Annotated in this window: 19 protein-coding genes; 14 read left to right on the top strand and 5 right to left on the bottom strand. The window is 71.7% G+C overall.

The genetic code is table 11. The annotated features are described in order from the left end of the window. Positions 1-126 precede the first annotated feature (126 nt). From ftsW to HCC30_RS10120, 9 genes are all read left to right on the top strand, one after another. Positions 127-1,563, top strand: a complete 1,437-nt coding sequence (gene ftsW / locus HCC30_RS10160) for a putative lipid II flippase FtsW (protein WP_169442259.1) — start codon at positions 127-129, stop codon at positions 1,561-1,563. A gap of 6 nt (positions 1,564-1,569) precedes the next feature. Then, complete coding sequence (gene murG / locus HCC30_RS10155; protein WP_169442091.1) at positions 1,570-2,664, top strand: undecaprenyldiphospho-muramoylpentapeptide beta-N-acetylglucosaminyltransferase; 1,095 nt, start codon at positions 1,570-1,572, stop codon at positions 2,662-2,664. A 145-nt stretch (positions 2,665-2,809) separates the two neighbouring features. After that, positions 2,810-3,532 (top strand): FtsQ-type POTRA domain-containing protein, encoded by a 723-nt coding sequence (locus HCC30_RS10150; protein ID WP_169442258.1) that lies wholly within the window; start codon positions 2,810-2,812, stop codon positions 3,530-3,532. Between the two features lie 238 nt (positions 3,533-3,770). Continuing rightward, the gene (ftsZ, locus tag HCC30_RS10145) at positions 3,771-5,018 is read left to right on the top strand and encodes a cell division protein FtsZ (protein WP_169442090.1); all 1,248 of its coding nucleotides are present in this window, start codon (positions 3,771-3,773) and stop codon (positions 5,016-5,018) included. Continuing rightward, positions 5,015-5,764 carry a peptidoglycan editing factor PgeF gene (pgeF, locus tag HCC30_RS10140; protein ID WP_169442089.1) on the top strand — a complete coding sequence of 250 codons (750 nt, stop codon included), beginning with the start codon at positions 5,015-5,017 and terminating at the stop codon, positions 5,762-5,764. Before ftsZ ends, pgeF begins: the two co-directional genes overlap by 4 nt. Next, on the top strand, positions 5,761-6,498 hold the full coding sequence (locus HCC30_RS10135) for a YggS family pyridoxal phosphate-dependent enzyme (protein ID WP_169442088.1): 738 nt from the start codon (positions 5,761-5,763) through the stop codon (positions 6,496-6,498). The genes pgeF and HCC30_RS10135 overlap by 4 nt, the downstream gene beginning before the upstream one ends. A gap of 131 nt (positions 6,499-6,629) precedes the next feature. Then, on the top strand, positions 6,630-7,268 hold the full coding sequence (locus HCC30_RS10130) for a cell division protein SepF (protein ID WP_169442087.1): 639 nt from the start codon (positions 6,630-6,632) through the stop codon (positions 7,266-7,268). Positions 7,269-7,341: 73 nt separating this feature from the next. Continuing rightward, positions 7,342-7,626 carry a YggT family protein gene (locus tag HCC30_RS10125; RefSeq protein WP_019355489.1) on the top strand — a complete coding sequence of 95 codons (285 nt, stop codon included), beginning with the start codon at positions 7,342-7,344 and terminating at the stop codon, positions 7,624-7,626. Between the two features lie 52 nt (positions 7,627-7,678). After that, a complete protein-coding gene (locus tag HCC30_RS10120) occupies positions 7,679-8,941 on the top strand; it encodes a DivIVA domain-containing protein (RefSeq protein WP_169442086.1) in 1,263 nt (420 codons plus the stop codon). Between the two features lie 171 nt (positions 8,942-9,112). On the opposite strand, the gene ileS is transcribed toward HCC30_RS10120, so the two are convergent. Beyond that, positions 9,113-12,250 carry an isoleucine--tRNA ligase gene (gene ileS / locus HCC30_RS10115; protein ID WP_169442085.1) on the bottom strand — a complete coding sequence of 1,046 codons (3,138 nt, stop codon included), beginning with the start codon at positions 12,248-12,250 and terminating at the stop codon, positions 9,113-9,115. A 451-nt stretch (positions 12,251-12,701) separates the two neighbouring features. Here ileS and HCC30_RS10105 point away from each other — a divergent pair, with 451 nt between their 5' ends. Further along, positions 12,702-13,619, top strand: a complete 918-nt coding sequence (locus tag HCC30_RS10105) for a TraR/DksA family transcriptional regulator (protein WP_169442084.1) — start codon at positions 12,702-12,704, stop codon at positions 13,617-13,619. A gap of 34 nt (positions 13,620-13,653) precedes the next feature. Further along, positions 13,654-14,229: a signal peptidase II gene (gene lspA / locus HCC30_RS10100; RefSeq protein WP_169442083.1), complete on the top strand. Its 576-nt coding sequence runs from the start codon at positions 13,654-13,656 to the stop codon at positions 14,227-14,229. Positions 14,230-14,292: 63 nt separating this feature from the next. Here lspA and HCC30_RS10095 read toward each other — a convergent pair whose 3' ends face one another. Further along, positions 14,293-15,552 carry a peptidase M6 gene (locus HCC30_RS10095; RefSeq protein ID WP_169442082.1) on the bottom strand — a complete coding sequence of 420 codons (1,260 nt, stop codon included), beginning with the start codon at positions 15,550-15,552 and terminating at the stop codon, positions 14,293-14,295. A 135-nt stretch (positions 15,553-15,687) separates the two neighbouring features. On the opposite strand from HCC30_RS10095, the gene HCC30_RS10090 reads away from it, so the two are divergent. Both HCC30_RS10090 and HCC30_RS10085 read left to right on the top strand, forming a co-directional pair. Next, entirely contained in the window at positions 15,688-16,629 is a 942-nt protein-coding gene (locus HCC30_RS10090; protein WP_169442081.1) for an RluA family pseudouridine synthase, read from the top strand. Positions 16,630-16,632: 3 nt separating this feature from the next. Continuing rightward, complete coding sequence (locus HCC30_RS10085; RefSeq protein WP_169442080.1) at positions 16,633-18,225, top strand: Na+/H+ antiporter; 1,593 nt, start codon at positions 16,633-16,635, stop codon at positions 18,223-18,225. A 54-nt stretch (positions 18,226-18,279) separates the two neighbouring features. Here the strand turns inward: HCC30_RS10085 and HCC30_RS10080 are convergent, their stop codons facing one another. After that, the gene (locus HCC30_RS10080) at positions 18,280-19,374 is read right to left on the bottom strand and encodes a mechanosensitive ion channel family protein (protein ID WP_206323648.1); all 1,095 of its coding nucleotides are present in this window, start codon (positions 19,372-19,374) and stop codon (positions 18,280-18,282) included. A 119-nt stretch (positions 19,375-19,493) separates the two neighbouring features. Here HCC30_RS10080 and HCC30_RS10075 point away from each other — a divergent pair, with 119 nt between their 5' ends. After that, positions 19,494-20,066: a dienelactone hydrolase family protein gene (locus HCC30_RS10075; RefSeq protein WP_346776567.1), complete on the top strand. Its 573-nt coding sequence runs from the start codon at positions 19,494-19,496 to the stop codon at positions 20,064-20,066. 40 nt (positions 20,067-20,106) lie between these two features. Here the strand turns inward: HCC30_RS10075 and HCC30_RS10070 are convergent, their stop codons facing one another. Then, on the bottom strand, positions 20,107-21,786 hold the full coding sequence (locus tag HCC30_RS10070) for a serine/threonine-protein kinase (protein ID WP_169442077.1): 1,680 nt from the start codon (positions 21,784-21,786) through the stop codon (positions 20,107-20,109). 5 nt (positions 21,787-21,791) lie between these two features. Next, positions 21,792-23,387 (bottom strand): alkaline phosphatase D family protein, encoded by a 1,596-nt coding sequence (locus tag HCC30_RS10065; protein WP_240979485.1) that lies wholly within the window; start codon positions 23,385-23,387, stop codon positions 21,792-21,794. Positions 23,388-23,501: the final 114 nt, after the last annotated feature.

Raw genomic sequence — 23,501 nt, 5'->3', positions numbered from 1 at the left:
TCCCGGCTCCGGTCCTCCCTCCTCGCCTCCCTGCGCCTCCCGTTGCCCGCCCTGCCGCCGCTGTTCGCCCCGCTCGGCGGGCTCGCGGCGGCGGGGGCACCGGCGTCCGCGTACGGTCCGGGGACGCTGCTGCGCGGAACCCAGCGTTCCTCCGGCGCCAAGTCCCCGGCGGGATCCGGCGGCTCCTCCGCCGGGCGCGCCTCCACCCCGCGGCCGCGCCGTACCCCCGCGCCCGCGCCCCGGCGCCCGCCACGTCCCGAACGCGGCGGCAAGCGGCAGGGCGGCGGGCGCACCTCGCCCCTCAAGCGGTTCCACACCCGGGTACGGCGCACCTGGGACCGGCCGCTGACCGCGTACTACCTGATCCTCGGCGGCAGCCTGCTGCTCACCGTGCTCGGCCTGGTGATGGTCTTCTCGGCCTCCCAGATCGAGGCGCTCCAACAGGGCCTGAACTCCACGTACTTCTTCAGCAAGCAGCTCGTCGCCGCGGCCATCGGCGGCGTGCTCCTGCTGTCCGCCGCCCGGATGCCGCTCCGCCTGCACCGGGCCCTGTCGTACCCGCTGCTCGCGGTCTCCGTCGTCCTGCTGTGCATGGTCCAGGTGCCCGGGATAGGGCGGATGGTGAACGGCAACCAGAACTGGATCTACCTCGGCGGCCCGTTCCAGCTCCAGCCCAGCGAGTTCGCCAAGCTCGCGCTCGTCCTGTGGGGCGCCGACCTGCTCGCGCGCAAGGGCGACAAGGGGATGCTGACGCAGTGGAAGCACCTGCTCGTCCCGTTCGTCCCCGTCACCCTGCTCCTGCTCGGACTCATCATGCTCGGCGGGGACATGGGCACTGCGATCATTCTCACGGCCGTCCTCTTCGGACTGCTCTGGCTCGCGGGCGCCCCCACCCGGCTGTTCGCGGGCGTCCTGTTCTCCGCGCTGGCCGTCGGCGCCCTGCTGATCTGGACCAGCCCCAACCGCATGTCCAGGCTCTCCTGCATCGCCGCCACCGACCCGGGCGCCAACGACCAGTGCTGGCAGGCCGTCCACGGCATCTACGCGCTGGCCTCCGGCGGATGGTTCGGTTCCGGCCTCGGAGCGAGTGTGGAAAAATGGGGTCAACTCCCTGAACCGCACACCGACTTCATCTTCGCCGTGACCGGGGAGGAACTCGGCCTGGCGGGGACGCTGTCGGTACTCGCTCTCTTCGCGGCTCTAGGCTATGCGGGTATCCGCGTGGCCGGACGCACGGAGGACCCCTTCGTGAGGTACGCCGCGGGAGGCGTGACCACCTGGATCACGGCCCAGGCCGTGGTCAACATCGGTGCGGTGCTCGGCCTGCTGCCGATCGCCGGTGTCCCGCTCCCGCTGTTCTCCTACGGTGGGTCGGCCCTGCTGCCGACGATGTTCGCGATCGGGCTGCTGATCGCCCTCGCGCGCAGCGACCCGGCGGCCCGGGCGGCCCTGGCCATGCGGCAGCCTGTTCTGCGGCAGCTCGCTCCGCGGGGGAGGCCGGCAGGGGTGAGATGGACAACGATGAGACGGCGGACGAAACGGCCGCCGTCCGGAGAGCGGTGAATCAGCGTGCACGTCGTACTCGCCGGTGGGGGGACCGCCGGCCATATCGAGCCCGCGCTCGCCCTCGCGGACGCCCTGCGCCGGCAGGACCCGACCGTGGGGATCACGGCCCTCGGCACCGAACGCGGCCTGGAGACACGGCTCGTGCCCGAGAGGGGATACGACCTGGAGCTCATCCCGGCCGTCCCGCTCCCGCGCAAGCCCACCCCTGAGCTGATCACGGTGCCCGGGCGGCTGCGCGGCACGATCAAGGCCACCGAGGCGATCCTGGAGAAGACGAAGGCCGACTGCGTCGTCGGCTTCGGCGGCTACGTCGCCCTGCCCGGCTTCCTCGCGGCCAAGCGCCTCGGGGTGCCGATCGTCGTCCACGAGGCCAACGCCCGCCCCGGGCTGGCCAACAAGATCGGCTCGCGGTACACCCGTCACGTCGCCGTCTCCACGCCGGACAGCAAGCTGCGCAACGCGCGCTACGTCGGCATCCCGCTGCGCCGCGCCATCGCGACCCTGGACCGCGCGGCGGCCAGACCCGAGGCCCGCGCCGCCTTCGGCCTCGACCCGAACCTGCCGACGCTCCTGGTCTCCGGCGGCTCGCAGGGCGCCCGGCGGCTCAACGAGGTCGTGCAGCAGGCCGTTCCGCACCTCCAGCGCGCGGGCATCCAGGTGCTGCACGCGGTCGGCCCGAAGAACGAACTGCCGCAGATCGACAACATGCCCGGTATGCCGCCGTACGTCCCGGTACCGTATGTGGACCGCATGGACCTCGCGTACGCGGCGGCCGACATGATGCTCTGCCGCGCGGGCGCGATGACCGTCGCGGAGCTGTCCGCGGTCGGCCTCCCGGCCGCGTACGTGCCGCTGCCGGTCGGCAACGGTGAACAGCGCCTGAACGCACAGCCGGTGGTCAAGGCGGGCGGCGGACTCCTCGTCGACGACGCGGAACTGACGACCCAGTGGATCCAGAGCGACGTGCTCCCGGTCCTGGCCGACCCGCACCGGCTGCACGAGATGGCGCGTGCCGCCGCCGAGTTCGGCCGCCGTGACGCCGACGAACTGCTCGTCGGCATGGTGCACGAGGCGATCGCGGCACGCCAGGGAGCGTGACGGAAGGCAGGGGACTGTGGCAGGACCGGCCGGATCGGCGGGGCCCACGGCACCGGTGAGGAACAGGCCTCGCGGACGGCGCGACGACGACGTCCGCGAGGCCCCCGGCGCACCCGGGGAGCCGGGCGACGGCTCCCCGCGCGGCCTGCGGGGGCGGTGGAGAAAGCCGCGCCGCCTCACCGTGATCCTCGCCCTCGTCGCCACCGTCGCCCTGACCGGGTTCGCGGTCTGGGCGCTGTACGGCTCCGACTGGCTGCGCGTCGAGAAGGTCTCGGTCAGCGGCACCCGGGTGCTCTCCGAGCAGGAGGTCCGGCACGCGGCCGGCATCCCGCTCGGCGACCCCGTCATCACCGTCGACAGACCCGCCGTCGAACGCGCGCTCCTGGCGGAACTCCCGCGGCTCGCCACGGCCGACGTCGTTCGCGCATGGCCGACCGGAATCGGCCTGAACGTGACCGAACGCAGACCCGAACTCGTCCAGGAGAAGGCCGGGAAGTACGTCGAGGTCGACCGCGACGGCGTGCGATTCGCCACAACCACCACGCGCCCCAAGGGCGTTCCGCTTCTGGTGATGAACCTTCAGGATTCGCCGAACGCCGCCCACTTCGGGCCTGCGAGGATGCGCCGCGAAGCGGTCCGCGTGGCACAGTCCCTCCCGGCTTCCGTCGCCCGCGACACGCGCGCGATCCGCGTCCGTTCCTTCGATTCCGTCCGCCTCGAGCTGTCGGGGGGCCGTACGGTGTTGTGGGGCAGCGGCGAGCGGGGCGCGGCGAAGGCCAAGTCCCTCACGGCGCTGATGAAAGCGGCGAAGGGCTCCGACCACTTCGACGTCAGCGTTCCCAGCGCCCCTGCGGCGTCCGGGAGTTGACGGCATCGCCGCAGGCCAGCACCCTGGATGGCTACTGGACGGCCTGATCACATAGGGTGAAAAGAAAAACGGGAGGTTCGGCGTGTTCGTTGAACACCCACCACTTGTCGACTTAGTGTCCGTTCCGGAGAGTCCAGGGAAGACGGACACTGGTAACCCTAAACTTCACGCTTAGGGTTCGGGTCGGCGTTCGGACCGCCCTACAGGGATACGTAACTCGAGGCGAGAGGCCTTCGACGTGGCAGCACCGCAGAACTACCTCGCAGTCATCAAGGTCGTCGGCATTGGCGGCGGTGGCGTGAATGCCATCAACCGGATGATCGAGGTCGGTCTCAAGGGCGTCGAGTTCATCGCGATCAACACTGATGCGCAAGCCCTGTTGATGAGCGACGCCGACGTCAAGCTCGATGTGGGCCGGGAGATGACCCGCGGCCTCGGCGCGGGCGCGAACCCCGATGTCGGCCGCAAGGCCGCCGAGGACCACCGCGAGGAGATCGAGGAGGTCCTCAAGGGGGCCGACATGGTCTTCGTGACGGCGGGCGAGGGCGGCGGCACCGGCACCGGTGGCGCACCGGTCGTCGCGAACATCGCGCGCTCGCTCGGCGCCCTGACGATCGGCGTCGTCACCCGCCCCTTCACCTTCGAGGGCCGCCGCCGCGCCAACCAGGCCGAGGACGGCATCGCCTCGCTGCGCGAAGAGGTCGACACCCTCATCGTCATCCCCAACGACCGACTGCTGTCGATCTCCGACCGCCAGGTCAGCGTCCTGGACGCCTTCAAGTCGGCGGACCAGGTGCTGCTCTCCGGCGTGCAGGGCATCACCGACCTCATCACCACCCCAGGCCTGATCAACCTCGACTTCGCGGACGTCAAGTCCGTGATGTCCGAGGCCGGTTCGGCGCTCATGGGTATCGGCTCGGCGCGCGGGGACGACCGCGCGGTGGCGGCGGCCGAGATGGCCATCTCCTCGCCACTGCTCGAGGCGTCCATCGATGGCGCGAGAGGCGTACTGCTGTCCATCTCCGGCGGCTCGGACCTCGGTCTCTTCGAGATCAACGAGGCCGCGCAGCTGGTGAGCGAGGCGGCACACCCCGAGGCGAACATCATCTTCGGCGCGGTCATCGACGACGCGCTCGGCGACGAGGTGCGCGTCACCGTCATCGCCGCCGGCTTCGACGGCGGTCAGCCGCCGTCCAAGACCCGGGAGAAGGCGCTCGGTTCGCAGGGCAACGGCGCGGGCAAGGACGAGCAGTCCGCGGCCACCTCGCTGCCCGCCCCCGAGCCGGAGAAGGAGCGCCCCTCCTTCAGCGGACTCGGCGCGCTCGCCCCGCGCGAGACGGAGCCGGCCCCGGCGTCCGACCCCTCGCCGGTCGGTGAGGTCCCGCCGCCCCCGGCGTCCGCGCCGCAGGCCCCGCAGGTTCCGCCGGCCCGTCCGTACCAGGACAGCCAGGCCGAAGAGCTGGATGTGCCGGACTTCTTGAAGTGATAGGGCAGTTCGACTCGCAGAGCGGCGCGCATTTCGCCTTCACCGACAGGTGGGGCGGGGTGAGCGCCGCTCCGTATGCGGCACTCAATCTCGGCGGCGCGGTCGGTGACGACTCCGCGGCCGTCCTGAAGAACCGGCGGATCGCCGCCGAAGCGCTCGGCCTCGACGCGGACCACGTCGTGTGGATGAACCAGGTGCACGGCCGGGACGTCGCCCTCGTCGACGGACCGTTCCAGGGCGACGGACGGAGCGAACTCCAGCCGCTCGACGGCATCGTGACCCTGCGCCGCGGACTCGCGCTCGCCGTGCTGACCGCCGACTGCACCCCCGTGCTGCTCGCCGACCCCGTCGCGGGTGTCGCCGGCGCGGCGCACGCGGGCAGACCGGGTCTCGTCGCCGGTGTCGTTCCGGCGCTCGTCGAGGAGATGGTCCGGCGCGGCGCCGAGCCCGGCAGAATCCTGGCCCGCACGGGCCCCGCGGTCTGCGGCCGGTGCTACGAGGTGCCGGAGCGGATGCGCGAAGAGGTCGCCGAACTCGTCCCCGAAGCCTGGGCGACGACGAGTTGGGGTACCCCGGCCGTCGACATGGCCGCGGGGGTGCGGGCGCAGCTCGCCTCGCGCGGCGTCACAACATTGGAACAGTCTTCCGTCTGCACACTCGAATCGGGCGATCATTTCTCGTACCGGCGCGAGGGCACCACCGGGCGGCTCGCGAGTTACGTCTGGTTGGAGGCGGCGCAGGCATGACGGATCTCACCGATCCCGGCGAGCGGAAGGCCGAACTCGCCGGAAACCTGGCACGGGTCGAGGAGCGCATCGCGCGTGCGTGCGCCGCGGCCGGGCGTTCCCGGGACGAGGTCACCCTCGTCGTCGTGACCAAGACCTACCCGGCCGGCGATGTCCGACTGCTGGCCGAACTGGGCGTCCGGCACGTCGCGGAGAACCGCGACCAGGACGCCGCACCGAAGGCCGCGGCCTGCGCGGACCTCGGGCTCACGTGGCATTTCGTCGGCCAGTTGCAGACCAACAAGGTGCGGTCCGTGGCGGGTTACGCGGATTTCGTCCATTCCGTGGACCGTTCCCGGCTCGTCCGCTCCCTCGAAGGGGCGGCGGAGAGAGCCGGTCGCGAGCTGGGCTGCCTGATCCAGGTGGCACTTGACGCGGAGTCAGGACAGCGCGGGGAAAGAGGCGGTGCGGCTCCGGCGGACGTGGACGAACTGGCGGACGAACTGGCCAAGGCCCAAGGGCTGCGGCTGGACGGCGTGATGACGGTGGCTCCGCTCGCGGGGCCGTACGCGGGGTCCCCCTCGGAGGCCTTCGGGAGACTGAGGGAAATCTCAACCCGCCTGCGTACAGCGCATCCTGCTGCGAAAATGGTGTCCGCCGGGATGAGCTCGGACCTCGAAGAGGCGGTGGCTGCCGGGGCGACACATGTACGTGTCGGCAGTGCGGTACTCGGACAGCGACCCCGGCTCGGGTAACGTCGCGAAACAAGTCGGACCACAGCAGAAAATATGGTCATTTCCGCCGGAACAGGCCAGGTGGGAAGACCGCGTGGATCCCTGGTCACCGGTGACGGAACCGATCCACCACAGAGCGGAGGACGCAGAGAATGGCCGGCGCGATGCGCAAGATGGCGGTCTACCTCGGCCTCGTGGAGGACGATGGGTACGACGGCCCGGGGTTCGACCCCGATGACGAGTTCGAGCCCGAGCCGGAGCCCGAGCGGGACCGTCGGCGGCACGAGACCCAACAGGCTCATCACTCCCTGCAGAAGGCCGAGCCCGAGGAGCCGGTGCGCACTGTTTCGCCACCGCCTCAGCGGGAGCGCGAACCGTCGCCGCCCCCCGCGGCGGTCGCCGAAAGCGGACGATCCGGGAGAATTGCTCCCGTGTCATCCATCACACCTGAACGTCAGAACCTGGAGAAGAGCGCACCGGTGATCATGCCCAAGGTCGTGTCCGAGCGAGAGCCGTACCGGATCACGACACTCCACCCGCGGACCTACAACGAGGCCCGTACCATCGGGGAACACTTCCGTGAGGGCACCCCGGTGATCATGAATCTGACGGAGATGGATGACACTGACGCGAAGCGACTTGTCGACTTTGCGGCTGGTTTGGTCTTCGGGTTGCACGGCAGCATTGAGCGCGTGACGCAGAAGGTGTTCCTGCTGTCTCCTGCTAACGTCGATGTCACGGCGGAGGACAAGGCCCGCATCGCAGAGGGCGGGTTCTTCAACCAGAGCTGAGACGCAGGAACCGAGGGAACGGCCGCAAGGCCGCACGAGAGCGCCGAAGAGGCATGGGGAGAGGGCAGCGCAGATGAGAACCGCACTCGACGTGGTCCAAATCGCGCTGTATTGCTTCCTGCTCGTGTTGATCTTCCGGCTGGTGATGGACTACGTCTTCCAGTTCGCCCGCTCATGGCAACCCGGCAAGGCGATGGTGGTCGTTCTGGAGGCCACCTACACTGTCACTGATCCGCCACTCAAGCTTCTGCGGCGGTTTATCCCGCCGCTGCGCTTCGGGGGCGTGGCGCTCGACCTGTCCTTCTTCGTGCTCATGATCATCGTCTACATCCTGATCAACGTCGTGGCCAGGCTGTGAACGATCGGAATGGTCTTGCCGATATGCCGACGACTTACGTTGAGGTGAAGAGATGCCACTGACCCCCGAGGACGTGCGGAACAAGCAGTTCACGACCGTCCGCCTTCGAGAAGGCTATGACGAGGACGAGGTCGATGCCTTCCTCGATGAGGTCGAAGCCGAACTGACGCGTCTGCTGCGTGAGAACGAGGACCTGCGCGCCAAGCTGGCGGCGGCTACTCGTGCTGCTGCGCAGAGCCAGCAGCAGGGCGGCTTGCGCAAGCAGCCCGAGCAGCAGGAGCGGAATGGTGGGGGTCCTGTGCCCGCCGCCATATCCGGACCGCAGCCGGTGCCCCCCGGCCAGGGCGGCCCCCAGCAGGGTGGTCCCCAGCAGCAGGGCGGCCCGCAGCAGCAGGGTGGTCCCCAGCAGGGGGGCCCGCAGCAGGGCAACCACATGGGTGGTCCGCCCCAGTTGCCCGGTTCGCAGCCCGCGCTTCCGGCCGGCCCCGGTGGTCCCGGCGGCCCGCAGCAGCAGGGCGGCAACCCGCTCGCCGGACCGCAGGCCGGTCCCGGTGGTCCGGGTGGCCCCGGCGGTCCCCAGCAGCAGGGCGGCGGCGGTCCGTTGGGCGCTCCGCAGATGCCCGGTCAGGGCGGTGGCCAGAACAACGACAGCGCCGCACGCGTGCTGTCGCTGGCTCAGCAGACCGCTGACCAGGCCATTGCGGAGGCTCGTTCCGAGGCCAACAAGATTGTCGGCGAGGCCCGTAGCCGTGCCGAGGGTCTGGAGCGGGACGCCCGCGCCAAGGCCGACGCGCTGGAGCGGGACGCGCAGGAGAAGCACCGCGTCGCGATGGGCTCGCTGGAGTCGGCCCGCGCGACCCTGGAGCGCAAGGTCGAGGACCTGCGCGGCTTCGAGCGCGAGTACCGCACCCGCCTGAAGTCGTACCTGGAGAGCCAGCTGCGTCAGCTGGAGAACCAGGCGGACGACTCGCTGGCTCCGCCGCGGACTCCGGCTGCCGCGACCGCTTCGCTGCCGTCGCCCTCGATGGCCTCGGCGGGTGCGCCCGCCGGTGCCGGTGCGAGCTCCGGCGGTGGCATGGGCGGTGGCAACCACCAGTCCATGGGCGGGAACCACACCATGGGTGGCGGTGCCCCGTCCGGCCAGTCCGGCAACCACACGCAGGGTGGCGGCCAGACCTACGGCGGTGGCAGCAGCCAGCAGCAGATGTCGCCCGCGATGACGCAGCCGATGGCTCCGGTCCGCCCGCAGGGTGGCCCGCAGCAGCAGGCTCCGTCCCCGATGCGCGGTTTCCTCATCGACGAGGACGACAGCTGATCCGCTGACGCGCCAGGCGCACAGACGACGGGCCGGGCCCGGGAGTTGAACTCCCGGGCCCGGCCCGTTTTCGTGTGTCCGCATGGGTGCGGTCCCGTCCCGGACGCAGCTCGCCCCCGGCACATCGGGTGTGCCGGGGGCGAGTTGGTCAGGCGGGGGCTGCTGTCCGGGTCACGCCTTGCGGAGGCGGAAGGTGAGGGACAGGGCCTCGTCCTCGAAGGGTTCGCCGAAGCCGTCGTGGCCGTCGGCCTCGCCGGGCTCGAACTCCGTGGCGAGGACCTCCTCCGCGATGAGGCCGGCGTGGTCGACGAGGGCCTGGGTGACTTCGTCGTCCGAGGAGGACCAGCGCAGGGCGATGCGGTCCGCGACGTCCAGCCCGGAGTTCTTGCGGGCCTCCTGGACGAGCCGGATCACGTCACGGGCGAGGCCGGCGCGGCGGAGTTCGGGGGTGATCTCCAGGTCGAGCGCGACGGTGGCGCCGGAGTCCGAGGCCACCGACCAGCCCTCGCGCGGGGTTTCGGTGATGATGACCTCTTCGGCCTCCAGCGGGACGGTCTCGCCGTCGACCTCGACCGTCGCCGTCCCGTCGCGCAGGGCCACGGAGAGCGCGGCGGCGTCGGCCTCGGCGATGGCCTTGGCGACGGCCTGGGTGCCCTTGCCGAAACGGCGGCCCAGCGCGCGGAAGTTGCCCTTGGCCGTGGTGTCGACGAGGGAGCCGCTGACCTCCGAGAGGGAGGCGAGGTCGAAGACGTTGAGCTCCTCGGCGATCTGCGCGCGCAGGTCCGGCGAGAGCGTCGCGAAGCCCTGGGCCGCGACGAGGGCGCGGGAGAGCGGCTGACGGGTCTTCACCCCGGACTCGGCGCGGGTGGCGCGGCCGAGTTCGACCAGCCTGCGGACGAGGAGGACGTCCTGCGAGAGCTCCGGGTCGATCCTGCCGAGGTCGGCGACCGGCCAGGAGGCGAGGTGCACGGACTCGGGCGCCTCCGGGTCGACGGGGACGACGAGGTCCTGCCACACGCGCTCGGTGATGAAGGGGACGATCGGCGCCATCAGGCGGGTGATCGTCTCCAGCGTCTCGTGCAGGGTGCGCAGGGCCGCGGGGTCGGCCTGCCAGAAGCGGCGGCGGGAGCGGCGGACGTACCAGTTGGAGAGGTCGTCGACGAAGGTGGACAGCAGCTTGCCGGCGCGCTGGGTGTCGTAGTTCTCCATGGCGAGCGTCACCTGGTCGGTGAGCGCGTGGAGTTCGCTGAGCAGCCAGCGGTCCAGCAGCGGGCGGTCGGCCGGCTCCGGGTCGGCGTCGGACGGGGCCCACTCGGCGGTGCGCGCGTACAGGGCCTGGAAGGCGACGGTGTTCCAGTACGTCAGCAGGGTCTTGCGGACGACCTCCTGGATCGTGCCGTGACCGACGCGGCGGGCCGCCCAGGGGGAGCCGCCCGCGGCCATGAACCAGCGGACGGCGTCGGCGCCGTGCTGGTCCATGAGCGGGATGGGCTCCAGGATGTTGCCCAGGTGCTTGGACATCTTGCGGCCGTCCTCGGCGAGGATGTGGCCGAGGCAGACGACGTTCTCGTAGGAGGACTTGTCGAAGACGAGGGTGCCGACCGCCATCAGCGTGTAGAACCAGCCGCGGGTCTGGTCGATGGCCTCGGAGATGAACTGCGCCGGGTAGCGCTTCTCGAACAGCTCCTTGTTCCGGTACGGGTAGCCCCACTGCGCGAACGGCATGGAACCCGAGTCGTACCAGGCGTCGATGACCTCGGGGACGCGCTCGGCGGTGAGCGAGCAGCCCTCGGCCGGGCAGCCGAAGGTGACGGCGTCGATGTACGGGCGGTGCGGGTCGAGCTCCGACTGGTCGCTGCCGGTCAGTTCGGTCAGCTCGGCGCGCGAGCCGACGCACGTCAAGTGGCCTTCCTCGCAGCGCCAGATGGGGAGCGGGGTGCCCCAGTACCGGTTGCGGCTGAGGGCCCAGTCGATGTTGTTGTCGAGCCAGTCGCCGAAGCGGCCGTGCTTGACCGACTCCGGATACCAGTTGGTGCCCTCGTTCTCGCGGACCAGGGCGTCCTTGATCTGGGTGGTGCGGATGTACCAGGACGGCTGTGCGTAGTAGAGCAGCGCGGTGTGGCAGCGCCAGCAGTGCGGGTAGCTGTGCTCGTACGGGACGTGCCGGAAGAGCAGGCCGCGGGTGTCCAGGTCGGCGACGAGCGCCTCGTCCGCCTTCTTGAAGAACTGGCCGCCGATCAGCTCCAGTTCCTCCTCGAAGGTGCCGTCGGGGCGTACGGGGTTGACGACGGGCAGGCCGTAGGCGCGGCAGGTCGCGAGGTCGTCCTCACCGAAGGCGGGGGACTGGTGGACGAGGCCGGTGCCGTCCTCGGTGGTGACGTACTCCGCGTTGACGACGAAGTGCGCGCCCTCGATCTCGACCAGCTCGTACGGGCGCCGGTAGCTCCAGCGCTCCATCTCGGCGCCGGTGAAGCGCCGGCCCGTCGGCTCCCAGCCCTCGCCGAGCGCCTTCTCCACCAGGGCCTCGGCGACGACGATCTTCTCCGCGCCGTCGGTGGCGACGACGTACGTCACCTCGGGGTGCGCGGCGACGGCGGTGTTCGAGACGAGCGTCCAGGGGGTGGTCGTCCACACCAGGAGGGACGCCTCGCCCGCGAGCGGACCCGAGGTCAGGGGGAAGCGGACGAAGACGGAGGGGTCGACGACCGTCTCGTAGCCCTGCGCCAGCTCGTGGTCGGAGAGGCCGGTGCCGCAGCGGGGGCACCAGGGGGCGACGCGGTGGTCCTGCACCAGCAGGCCCTTGCCGAAGATCTCCTTCAGCGACCACCACACGGAGTCGACGTATTCCGGGTCCATCGTGCGGTACGCCTCGTCCATGTCCACCCAGTAACCCATGCGGGTCGTGAGCTCGGAGAAGGCGTCGGTGTGCCGGGTCACGGACTCGCGGCACTTGGCGTTGAACTCGGCGATGCCGTAGTTCTCGATGTCCTGCTTGCCGTTGAAGCCGAGCTCCTTCTCCACCGCGAGCTCGACGGGCAGGCCGTGGCAGTCCCAGCCGGCCTTGCGGGCCACGTGGTAGCCGCGCATGGTGCGGAAGCGGGGGAAGACGTCCTTGAAGACGCGGGCCTCGATGTGGTGTGCCCCGGGCATGCCGTTCGCGGTGGGCGGGCCCTCGTAGAAGACCCACTCGGGACGGCCCTCGGACTGTTCGAGGGTGCGCGCGAAGACCTTGTTGTCCCGCCAGAAGTCGAGCACGGCGTGCTCGAGCGCTGGCAGATCGACCTGGGCTGGCACCTGGCGGTATTGCATCGTCGGGACTTCCTCCGGCGGACAGGCAGGACATGTATCCGTCGGAGGGACGAGAGGGGCCGCCACGACGGCGACGCTCCCGCGGTACCACCCTCCTTGGCGACGGGACGTGCCCGCCGCCCCCTCATTGGGGCCGCGCTGCCGGTTCTACTCGCCTGACGGCTTTCTTCCGGCGGCTCCGGGGTGATCTTCACGCCGCGCGTACCCTCCGGGCTCACACCGTCCCCGGATCGCTGATGGCCGCTCGACGACGCTACTCGTCCCCATCGATGCCTTTCGCTGTGCCCAGTGTACGGGGCCGCGGGGGCGGGCCAGGAGCGGTTTTCGCAGGGCCGCGCGGGGCACAACGCCAGGAGGCCCGGCGCGCCCCTGTTGCCGCACCGTTGTAGTCGATTTATCGTTCCGGTCACGTTTCGCGAGCAAGATCACAATATGTGAAGGGGCCGCGGTCATGGTGGCGAGAAGGACAGCGGCGAACGGGGCGTCCGCCGCTCGGACCCCCGGCTCCGAGAACACGGAGGAGGCCGCTCCGGAACAGCCGGAGACGGGCACCCCGGAGAAGACGGCAGCGAAGAAGACGGCCAAGGCCACGGCGAAGAAGACGACGGCGAAGAAGGCCGCCGCGAAGAAGACCGCGGCGAAGAAGGAGCCGTCCGGGAGCGCGGCGAAGAAGACCGCGCGGGCCGCGAAGAAGACGGAGAAGGCCGCCGGCGCGAAAAAGGCGGCGGCGGAGCGGACCGCGGGGGAGGACGCCGCGGTGAAGAGCTCCGGTACGGGGAAGAGCACCACGGAGAAGGAATCCGCCGGGGGGAATAAGCCGGCGGGGAGCATCGCTGAGACGGCGGCCGGTCCCGAGGGAGCGGCCGTGCCCGAGGACGCCGCGAAGACGACAGGAGCCGAGACGGTGGCTGCGAAGAAGACCCCTGTGGCGAAGCCCGAGACGGTGCCCACGGCTCGCACTGCGGCGAGAGCTGCGAGCGAACTCGCCGTGCGTCCCGGTGAGGACCCGTGGACGGAGGAGGAGGTCGAGGAGGCGCGGTCCGGTCTGCACGACGAGGTCGAGCGGCTCCGCGACGAGATCCGTTCCTCCGAGGAGTCCCTCGCTGGGCTCATGCGGGACTCCGGTGACGGCGCCGGCGACGACGAGGCCGACACCGGCGCGAAGAACATCACCCGCGAGCACGAGATGTCGATCGCGGCCAACGCCCGCGAGATGCTCTATCAGAACGAGCGCGCGCTGGAGCAGTTGGAGGCCGGCACCTACGGGCTCTGCGAGAACTGCGGGCAGCCGGTCGGGAAGGCGCGGATGCAGGCGTTCCCGCGCGCCACGCTGTGCGTCGAGTGCAAGCAGAAGCAGGAGCGCCGATGACGATGGGTGCCGGCGGGTGTCGTAGGCTCATCGTGTGACTGAGGTGGAGCGGGCGATCGATACTCCGGACGAAGCCGGTAAGGACGCGGCCGACGAAACGCCGGGGGAGGAGCCCACCCCCGCAGGCAAGCGGCGGATCGCCGTACTCATCGGCGTGGCCGCGCTCGCTTACGTGCTGGATCTGGGCACGAAGCTGCTGGTCGTCGCCGAGCTGGAGCACCGGGCGCCGATCCAGGTGATCGGGACGCTGCTCCAGTTCGACGTCATCCGGAACCGCGGCGCGGCCTTCGGGATCGGCGAGGCGCTGACGATCGTGCTGACGCTGATCGCGGCCGTGGTGATCGTGGTGATCGCGCGGATCGCGCGGAAGCTCTACAGCGCGCCGTGGGCGGTGGCCCTGGGGCTGCTGCTCGGCGGGGCGCTGGGGAACCTGACGGACCGGATCTTCCGTTCGCCGGGCGTCTTCCGCGGCGCGGTGGTCGACTTCATCGCGCCCTCGCACTTCGCGGTGTTCAACCTCGCGGACTCGGCGATCGTGTGCGGCGGCATCCTCATCGTGATCCTCTCCTTCCGGGGCCTGGACCCGGACGGCACCGTGCACAAGGACTGAAGCAAGAGCGGCAGCGTCGACGGCCGGGCCCCGCGCGGGGCCCGGCCGTCGACGTGTGCGGGTTCAGCGTTTGGTGACGCGTATCGAGTAGCCGCCGTCCGGGGTGCCGCCGATGACGCGTACGGTCACGCCGCCCGGGAGGGTGTGGCTCTCGCCGGGGCGGAAGGGGGCGTCGCCGAGTTCGGCGAGGGCGGCGGGTTCGCGGCCGCCGCAGGCGGCGCCGCCCTTGCTGTGCGGCCGGGAGTCGGCGACGCGTACGGGGCCCTCGCCGGTGGCCACCCGGGAGTCGACCGTGTAGAGCAGGACGCCCTCGGAGCAGATCTCGCCGTCCAGGCCGGTGCGGGTGCGGGCCTCGGCGACGACGGCGCGGCTGGGGCCGGTGCGGGCGACGGTGATCCGGGCGCCGTCCTTGCCGCCGACGGGGTCGAGGCGGTGGGTCTCGGTCCCGGTGGAGTCGAGGCAGTTGACCTGGTCGCGGCCGAGCCAGCCGAGCTTCCACTTGTGCCAGCCGAGCAGGTCGGAGATCCCGGCCATGCTCATGGTGTCCCAGCCTCCGGCCCACTCGACGGTGGCGCCGCGGGAGACGTTGTACAGGTCGGGCAGGCCGTAGAGATGGTGGCCCTCGTGCACGAAGTTGCCGCGCTGCCACAGTGCCGAGTCCTGGTGCCGGCCGAAGACGAGCGCGGCGCCGTGGATGGTCTGGTCGCCGGTGCGCAGGCCGGTGAAGACGTTGGCCTGGGAGACGCTGGGCGAGGCCGGGACGTTCTCGTCGGCGACGACGTAGACGACGTCGGTGCCCGCGAAGTCGGTGCCCGCCTGCTCGCGTGCGGCGTCGAGCGCGTCCTGCACGTAGGCGCGGGTCGTCTCGGGGGGATTGCCCCGGCTGATTCCGTAGCTGGACCAGGGCCGGGGCATGCGTATCCACTTCGGGGTGGCCTCCAGGTCCAGCTGGTACTTGCCGTACGAGGCGCGGTCCAGGTGGGCGCGGCCGTAGTCGGCGAAGAAGGAGGAGCGGTCGGCGGCCTCGGCGGAGGCCGGGAGGTCGGGGAAGTCGACCATGATCATCGCGGCCTTCTTGTGGCCGACGGGGTGGACCAGGTCCGACGCGGGCGGTCCCTCGTCGAATCCGGGGCCCGGGTCGACGGCGCAGGGCCCGGACATCGGCGGGGTGTGCGCCGCGGCCGCCGCGGTGTTGACCGGGACCACGATCAGGGTGGCGGTCGCGAGCGCGGTCGTCGAGGCCAGGGCGCTCGCCCCGCGTCCGCGGGTGCGGTACGCGCGGCTGCGTATCCGATGGGTCCGGCGGTGGGGCGCTGCGGCCATGCGGCCTCCCTCGCGACTCGGCGCCTGGGTACGTCACAGCCTCGCCAGCCGGGCCGGGGGCCGCACCCCGGGCCGTGTCGCCGGTCGGCCGAGCGGGTGAGAGCGGTGTGGGCGCCGTCCGGCATACTCGATCAGGTGAGCACGCTTCCCGAAACACGCACCTTGCCCGTTCCGGACAGTCTCGAAGGGGAACGCATCGACGCCGCGTTGTCCCGGATGTTCGGCTTCTCCCGCACCAAGGCCGCCGAGCTGGCCGCGGGCGGCAAAGTCCTGATGGACGGCGCCGAGGCCGGAAAGTCCACGCGCGTCCACGGCGGAGCCTGGGTGGAGGTCGAACTCCCCCCGCCACCGGAGCCGGTGCGGATCGTGGCGGAGCCCGTCGAGGGCATGGAGATCGTGCACGACGACGAGGACATCGTCGTCATCGTGAAGCCCGTCGGCGTGGCCGCGCACCCCAGCCCCGGCTGGCAGGGCCCCACCGTCATCGGCGGGCTGGCCGCCGCCGGGTACACCATCGCGACCTCGGGCGCGGCCGAGCGGCAGGGCATCGTGCACCGGCTGGACGTCGGCACCTCGGGGCTGATGGTCGTCGCCAAGTCCGAGCGCGCGTACACGCTGCTGAAGCAGCAGTTCCGGGAGCGCACGGTCGACAAGAAGTACCACGCGCTGGTCCAGGGCCACCCGGACCCGCTGAGCGGCACCATCGACGCGCCGGTCGGCCGGCACCCGCAGCACGACTACAAGTGGGCGGTCACCGCCGACGGCAAGCCGTCCGTCACGCACTACGACCTCGTCGAGGCGTTCCGCGCCGCGAGCCTGCTCGACATCAAGCTGGAGACGGGCCGTACGCACCAGATCCGCGTGCACATGTCCGCGCACCGGCACCCCTGCGTCGGCGACCTCACCTACGGGGCCGATCCGACGCTGGCCAAGCGGCTGCGGCTGGAGCGCCAGTGGCTGCACGCGGTGGCGCTCGCCTTCGAGCACCCCTCGGACGGGCGCCGCGTCGAGTTCGAGAGCGCGTACCCGGAGGACCTCCAGCGCGCCCTGGACAGAGTGCGGGCGGAGAGCGCCTGATCCATGGACCAGCTCGCGCTTCTGTTCGCTCTGCTGCTGGCCGCCGTCGTCATGGTCCCCCTCGGGGACCGGATCGGGCTGCCCTCGCCCGTGCTGATGACGATCTTCGGCGGGGTGCTCGCCCTGCTCCCGTTCGTCCCCAACGTCGAGATACCGCCCGGGCTGATCCTGCCGCTGGTGCTGCCGCCGCTGCTGTACGCGGCGACGCAGCGCACCTCCTGGCGGCAGTTCGCGGCGAACAAGCGGCCGATCTTCCTGCTGGCGGTGGCGCTGGTCTTCGTGACCACGGCCGCCGTCGCCGGGGTCGCCAACGCGCTGGTGCCGGGGCTCGGCATCGCCGGTGCGGTGGCGCTCGGCGCGCTGGTGGCGCCGCCCGACCCGGTCGCGGCCACCTCCGTCGCGGGGAAGATCGGACTGCCCAGGCGGCTCGTCTCCATCCTGGAGGGCGAGGGGCTGTTCAACGACGTCACGGCGATCACGCTGTACCACGTCGCCGTCGCCGCCGCCGTGACCGGCAGCTTCTCCTTCCCCGGCGCGGTCGGCCAGCTGGTGCTCTCCGCCGTCGTCGCGGTGGCCGTCGGGCTCGCGCTCGGCTGGGGCGCGAACAAGCTGGCCACCGTGCTCGGTGACGCGACGCTCCAGACGGGGCTCTCGCTGCTCGTCCCCTTCGCCTCGTACGTGCTGGCCGAGGAGCTGCACGGCTCCGGTGTGCTGGCGGTGCTGGCCACCGCGCTGTACATGTCCTCCAGCCGGGCCGTCGACGCCGACGACGTGCAGGGGCGGCTGGCCGGGCACACCTTCTGGTCGGTCGTCGACACCCTCGTCACCGGTATCGCGTTCGGGCTGATCGGGCTCGAACTGGCCGTCGTCATGGGCCCGGTGGCCGACCGCTGGCAGCAGCTGCTCCCGGCGGCTGTGGCCGTCGTCGCCACGGTCGTGGTCGTCCGGCTGCTGTGGCTGCTGCCGGCCGCGTGGCTGGCGAAGCGGCTGCACCGGAAGAAGGACCTGGACGAGGACATCCCGGTCAACTGGCGGGAGACCGTCGTGGTCTGGTGGTCCGGGATGCGCGGGGTGGCCTCGGTCGCGCTGGCGATCGCCGTCCCGCTCACGGTGGACGGCGGCGAGCCCTTCCCCGAGCGGGAGGCGATCCTCTTCATCGCCTTCGCGGTCGTCCTCGTCACCCTCGTCTTCCAGGGGCTGACGCTGCCGTGGCTGGTGAAGAAGCTGCGCGTACGGCACGACAGCGCGGCCGAGCGGGAGATGGAGCGGCAGCTGGCGCTCCGCGTCGCGAAGGCCACCAAGAAGCGGCTGCGGGAGATCGAGCAGGACGAGGACCTGCCGGACGAGATCTCCGAGGCGCTGGCCCGCCGCGCCTACGACGTCGGGGTGCGGATCTCCCCGGACATCGTCGAGGAGGAGCGGCACGAGGCGTACAAGCAGCGGGTGACGCGGCTGAAGAAGATCCACCGGCTGCAGAACGAGCTGCTCTCGGCCGCGCGGCACGAGGTGCTGACGGCGCGCAGCGAGCAGGGCGTCGACCCGGAGGTCTGCGACCGCGTGCTGCACCAGCTGGACCTGCGCAGCTACCGGGGCTGAGACCGGGACCGGACGGGACGCCGGGCGGGGGCTCCGCCCGGCGTCCCGCGGGCGTCAGAGGACCTTGTCGTCCGCGGGCTTGCGGACGGCCGCGGCGCCGTCGGCGTCCTGGCCGGGGAAGGCGGCCGCCGAGGAGACCCGCAGCCCGGGCAGGGCGTACGGGTGCTCGGCCTGGAGCCAGGCGATCAGCTGCTCGCGCAGATCGCAGCGGAGCGTCCACAGGTCGTCCGAGGTGCGGGCCGTGGCGGCGGCGCGGACCTCGATGGTGCTGGCGGTGGTGTCGGTGACGACGAGGCTCCAGCTGCGGCCGTCCCAGCTGTCGCTGGCCCGGACCAGCTCCTCGGTCTTGGCGCGCAGCGCGGCGACCGGGGTGTTGTGGTCGAGCTGGAGGTAGACGGTGCCGGTCATCTGCGGGCCGCCGCGCGACCAGTTCTCGAACGGCTTGCTGGTGAAGTACGAGACGGGCATCGTCACGCGCCGGTCGTCCCAGGTGCGGACGACGAGGTAGGAGACGGTGATCTCGTCGACGGTGCCGAACTCCCCGTCCACGACGACCTCGTCGCCGATCCGCACCATGTCGCCGAAGGCGATGGACAGCCCGGCGAAGAGGTTCCCCAGCGTCGACTGGGCCGCCACACCGGCGACGATGCCGAGCACACCGGCGGAGGCCAGCATCGAGGCGCCGAGCTTCTCCATCGCCGGGAACTGGAGCAGCATCGCGGAGGCCGCGATGATCACGACGACGGTGGTCACCAGCCGCTGGATCAGCGTGAGTTGGGTCTTGACCCGGCGGGCACGTGCCGCGTCGGCGGCGACGCCCGCGTAGCGCGTCGTGAACGTCTCCACGACGGCCGCGATGATCCGCAGCACCAGCCAGGCCGTGGCGCCGATCAGTATGATCCGCAGCCACAGGTCGACGGTGTCCTGGTGCTCGCTGGTGATGTGCGTCTGGTCGTAGAAGCCGTTCAGCAGGGCGACGAACACGACCGCCTGGAACGGCACCCGGCCCCGGCGGAGCAGCCCCCACATGGGCGTCTCGGGGTGCCGGTCGTCGATCCGCTTCAGCAGGTGGTCGACGGCCCAGCCGATGAGAAATGCCAGGGCAGCCGCACCGCCGAAGACGATGAGCGGCCGCAGGACTTTCTCCAGATCCATCGTGGGGTGACTCCTCGGGGGGACAAATGGTTCTGCTGACGGTACCTGGCACGATGGGGGTGACCCCGCCCTGGGCCAGGGACGCGGGCAGGATCTGTGAGGGAAGTGACACCGTGGCCACCGTCGTTCTGTTCCACTCCGTGTACGGGCTGCGACCCGCCGTCCACAGCGCCGCCGAGCGGCTGCGCGCCGCCGGGCACGAGGTGCACACCCCCGACCTGTTCGAGGGCCGCACCGCCGACTCCGTCGAGGCGGGAATGGAGCTGAAGGACGAGATCGGCCGCGACGAGCTCCTCAAGCGGGCCATCACCGCGACCGCGCCGCTCTCCGAGCGGGGCCTGGTCTACGCGGGCCTCTCGCTCGGCGGTTCCATCGCGCAGAACCTCGCGCTGGGCGACACCAGGGCCCGCGGCCTGCTCCTGCTGCACGGCACCTCGGACATCGCCGAGGACGCCGCCGTCGACGACCTGCCCGTCCAGCTGCACGTCGCCGACCCCGACCCGTACGAGCCGCACGACTGGCTGAACGCCTGGTACCTGCGGATGCGCCGGGCCGGCGCGGACGTCGAGGTGTTCCGCTACGCGGGCGCCGGGCACCTGTTCACCGACGACGGGCTGGACGACCACGACGCGGAGAGCGCCGAGTCGGCCTGGCGGATCGCCCTCGACTTCGTCGCGGACCTCTGAGCCCCTGAGCCCCTGAGCCGGGACTGAGCCCGCCGCGGGCTCAGTCCCGTTCGCAGCGGCCGGTGCCGCGGCTCTTGTCCGGGGCGCAGATGTAGACCCGGTCGGCCTTGTCGTGGCTGAGGTAGCGGCCGACGCACTGGTCGGCGCCGGGCATGTCGTGCTCGGCGCACCAGCGTGCCGCCGCCTTCCCGCCGCCGAAGCCGCCGGGACGGTAGAAGAACCAGTAACCGGGGCGCAGCGAGGCGAACTTGTCGCTGTCCAGCCAGCGCGCGCCGTCCACCTTCTTGTCCAGCTCGTCCTGCTGCCTGGCCCGCGCGTCCTTCCCGTCCGCCTTCGGCACGGAGGCGAGCTGCGCGACCCAGGAGTTCACGTACTGCTCGCCCCGCACGGACTGGTCGGGCCGGTCGGGGCCGGGCTTGTCCGGGCCGTCGCCGGGACGCTCCTTCGGCCGTTCGGGGTGCTCCGGATCGGAGACGCCTTCGGACGGCGGGGCCTCCGGGTCCCGGGAGGGCTGCTCCGGGGACTTCGGGGTCTCCTCCGGCTGCGCGCTGACGGTTCCGCCGCCCGCGCCGCCGGTCTCCGTGCCGCCGGAGGGCGTGGCCAGCAGGTACGTCACCCCGGCCACCAGCGCGGCGGCGAGCACCGCCGCCGTCGTCACCAGCGCCCGGTTGCCCGGCTGACGGCTCCGGCCGTCGGGCATCGGCCCCGTCGGCCCGCCGCCGTACGGCTGTTGCTGGGCGTCGTGCGGGGTGGGCGCGGGCGGGGTGTGCGGTGCGGGGGCGGGGCCGTACGCGCCGGGCGGCGGGCCCGGTACGGCGTGCGGTCGGCCGGAGTCCTGGGTCGGGAAGTACGCGCCCGGGGCGGCCTGCGGGGTGCGGCCCTCCGCGGCCGCGGTGAGCATCCGGTGCAACTCCTCGGCGCTCGGCCGCTGTTCGCGGTCGCGTACGAGCAACGCCTGGAGCACGGGCGTCAGTTCGCCGCTGCGGACCGGCGGGGGCAGCGGCTCGTCGAGGACGGCGGCCAGCGTCGCCAGGCTCGTCCCGCGGCGCAGCGGGCTGTGGCCCTCGGTGCAGACGTACAGCGTCATGCCGAGGGACCACAGGTCGGCCGACGGGTCCTCGTCCCGGCCCCGGATCCGCTCCGGTGCCATGAACTCGGGGGAGCCGAGGAAGTCGCCGGTCGCGGTCAGCGTCGTCGAGCCCTGGAGTGCGGCGATCCCGAAGTCGGTGAGGACGGCCGAACCGTCCGCGCGCAGCAGGACGTTGGCCGGCTTCACGTCCCGGTGCTGGATGCCGGCCGCGTGCGCCGTGCGCAGCGCGGAGAGCACCTCCAGGCCGGTGCGCGCGGCCTCGCGCGGCGGGATCGGTCCCTCCCGCAAACGGTCCTGGAGGGTGCTGCCCGGCAGCAGCTCCATCACCAGCCACGGGTACGGGCGTTCGTCCACGATGTGGTGGATCGTCACCACGTGCGGGTCGCTGCTGAGCCGGGCCAGCGCGCGGGCCTCGCGCAGCACGCGTTCCCGCAGCATGCGCGAGCCCTCGGACTCCCCGGAGCCGTCCCGGCCGAGTTCCGGGTCGGTGGGCCGTACCTCCTTCAGCGCGACGTCCCGGTGCAGCGCCGTGTCCCGCGCGCGCCACACCGTGCCCATGCCGCCTCTGCCGAGCTGCTCCAGCAGCTCGAAGCGGCCGTCGACGATCTGTCCCTCACTGCCCCCAGCCATGGGGCTCAGGGTACGGGCTGGTCCGCGCGTTCGAGACGCTGGCTGCCGGAGAGCGTGCGGTACGAGCGCCGGACCTCGGCGGTCGCCTGCGGGTCCTTCTTGTCGGAGATGACGTAGTAGTCCATCTGTGCCCGTTCGGCGGTGAGGTCGAGCAGCCCGAAGCCGTGCGAGTCCATGTCCAGCCAGCGCACGTGCCGGTTGGCGGCCCGGATGGCGGCCTCGGCGGCGCCGGAGACGGTGTCCGGGGCGACGCGCAGGATGTCGTCCACGTTGTCCGAGGTGACGGACGTGACGACGAACTCCGTGGCGACGGGCTCCTCGCGCGGGTACGCGGCGGCCTTCACCGGTACCTCGTTGGCGAAGGCCATGTGGATGTCGCCGGTGAGGAAGACGGTGTCCCGGATGCCGTTGTCCCGCAGGTGCGTGAGGAGTTCGCGGCGGTCGTCGGTGTAGCCGTCCCACTGGTCGAGGTTGACGGCCAGCCCCTCGCGGGGGATGTTCAGCAGCTCGGCGAGCGGGCCGAGGATGTCGGCGGGGACGGAGCCGAAGGCCATCGGCGAGATCATCACCGAGGTGCCGACCATCCGCCACTGCGGACCCGAGGCGGACAGCCCGGACTTGAGCCAGTCCAGCTGCTTCCGCCCGGTCAGGGTGCGCGCGGGGTCGTCGATCTCGCCGCCGTCCCCGAAGTCCGGCTGCTCGTCGCGGAAGCTGCGCAGGTCGAGCAGGTGCAGATCGGCGAGGGCGCCGAAGCGGAGCCTGCGGTAGGTGGTGCCGGACACGGAGGGACGCACCGGCATCCACTCGAAGTAGGCCCGCTTCGCGGCCTGTACGCGCGCCGCCCAGTCGCCCTCCTCCTCGGGCGCGTGGTTGCCGGCGCCGCCCGACCAGGCGTTGTCGGCGAACTCGTGGTCGTCCCACATGGCGATCACGGGGTGCGCCGCGTGCAGCGCGCGCAGGTCGGTGTCCTGCTTGTAGTGCCCGTGCCGGGCGCGGTAGTCGGCGAGCGTGACGATCTCGTGCTCGGGCCGGACGGTGCGGACGACGTCGTCCTCCAGCGGGTACTCGCCGTGCCCGTACTCGTAGAGGTAGTCGCCGACGTGCAGCACCGCGGTCAGGTCCGTGCGCGCGGCCAGGTGCCGGTAGGCGCTGAAGTACCCGCCCTCGTAGTTGGAGCAGGAGGCGACGCCGAAGCGGAGGCCCTCGACCGGAGCGTCCGGCGCCGGTGCCGTACGGGTGCGGCCCGCCGGTGACGTGACCCCGGCCGCGGTGAAGCGGAACCAGTAGGCGGTGTCCGGGGCCAGCCCGCGCACGTCCGCCTTGACGGTGTGGTCGCCCTCCGGCTTCGCGGTGACGGTGCCGCGGGCCGTGACGGCGTCGAAGGACGCGTCCTCGGCGACTTCCCACGTGACCGCGAGCGGCGCGCCCTTGCCGGAGCCGGGGGTCGCCTCGGGGGACGGGGTGACCCGGGTCCACAGCAGGACGCCGTCGGGCAGCGGATCGCCGGAGGCGACGCCGTGCAGGAACGCGGTCTCGCCCGCCGCGGCGGCCTGCCCGGACGTCGCCGCCCGCGCGGTGGAAGCGGCGCCGAGCGGCAGCAGCGCGGCGGTGGCGGCGGTCGCCGCGACGACGGTGCGGCGGGCGGGGTCCCGGGGAGCGCGCGGGGCGCGCGGCGGGGGTACGGGGGCGTGGGGGGTGGTGTGGGTGTCCGTCAC

Source organism: Streptomyces sp. HNM0574, assembly GCF_012726235.1.
Classification (GTDB): Bacteria; Actinomycetota; Actinomycetes; order Streptomycetales; family Streptomycetaceae; genus Streptomyces.
This window is presented reverse-complemented; position numbering and strand designations above follow the sequence as displayed.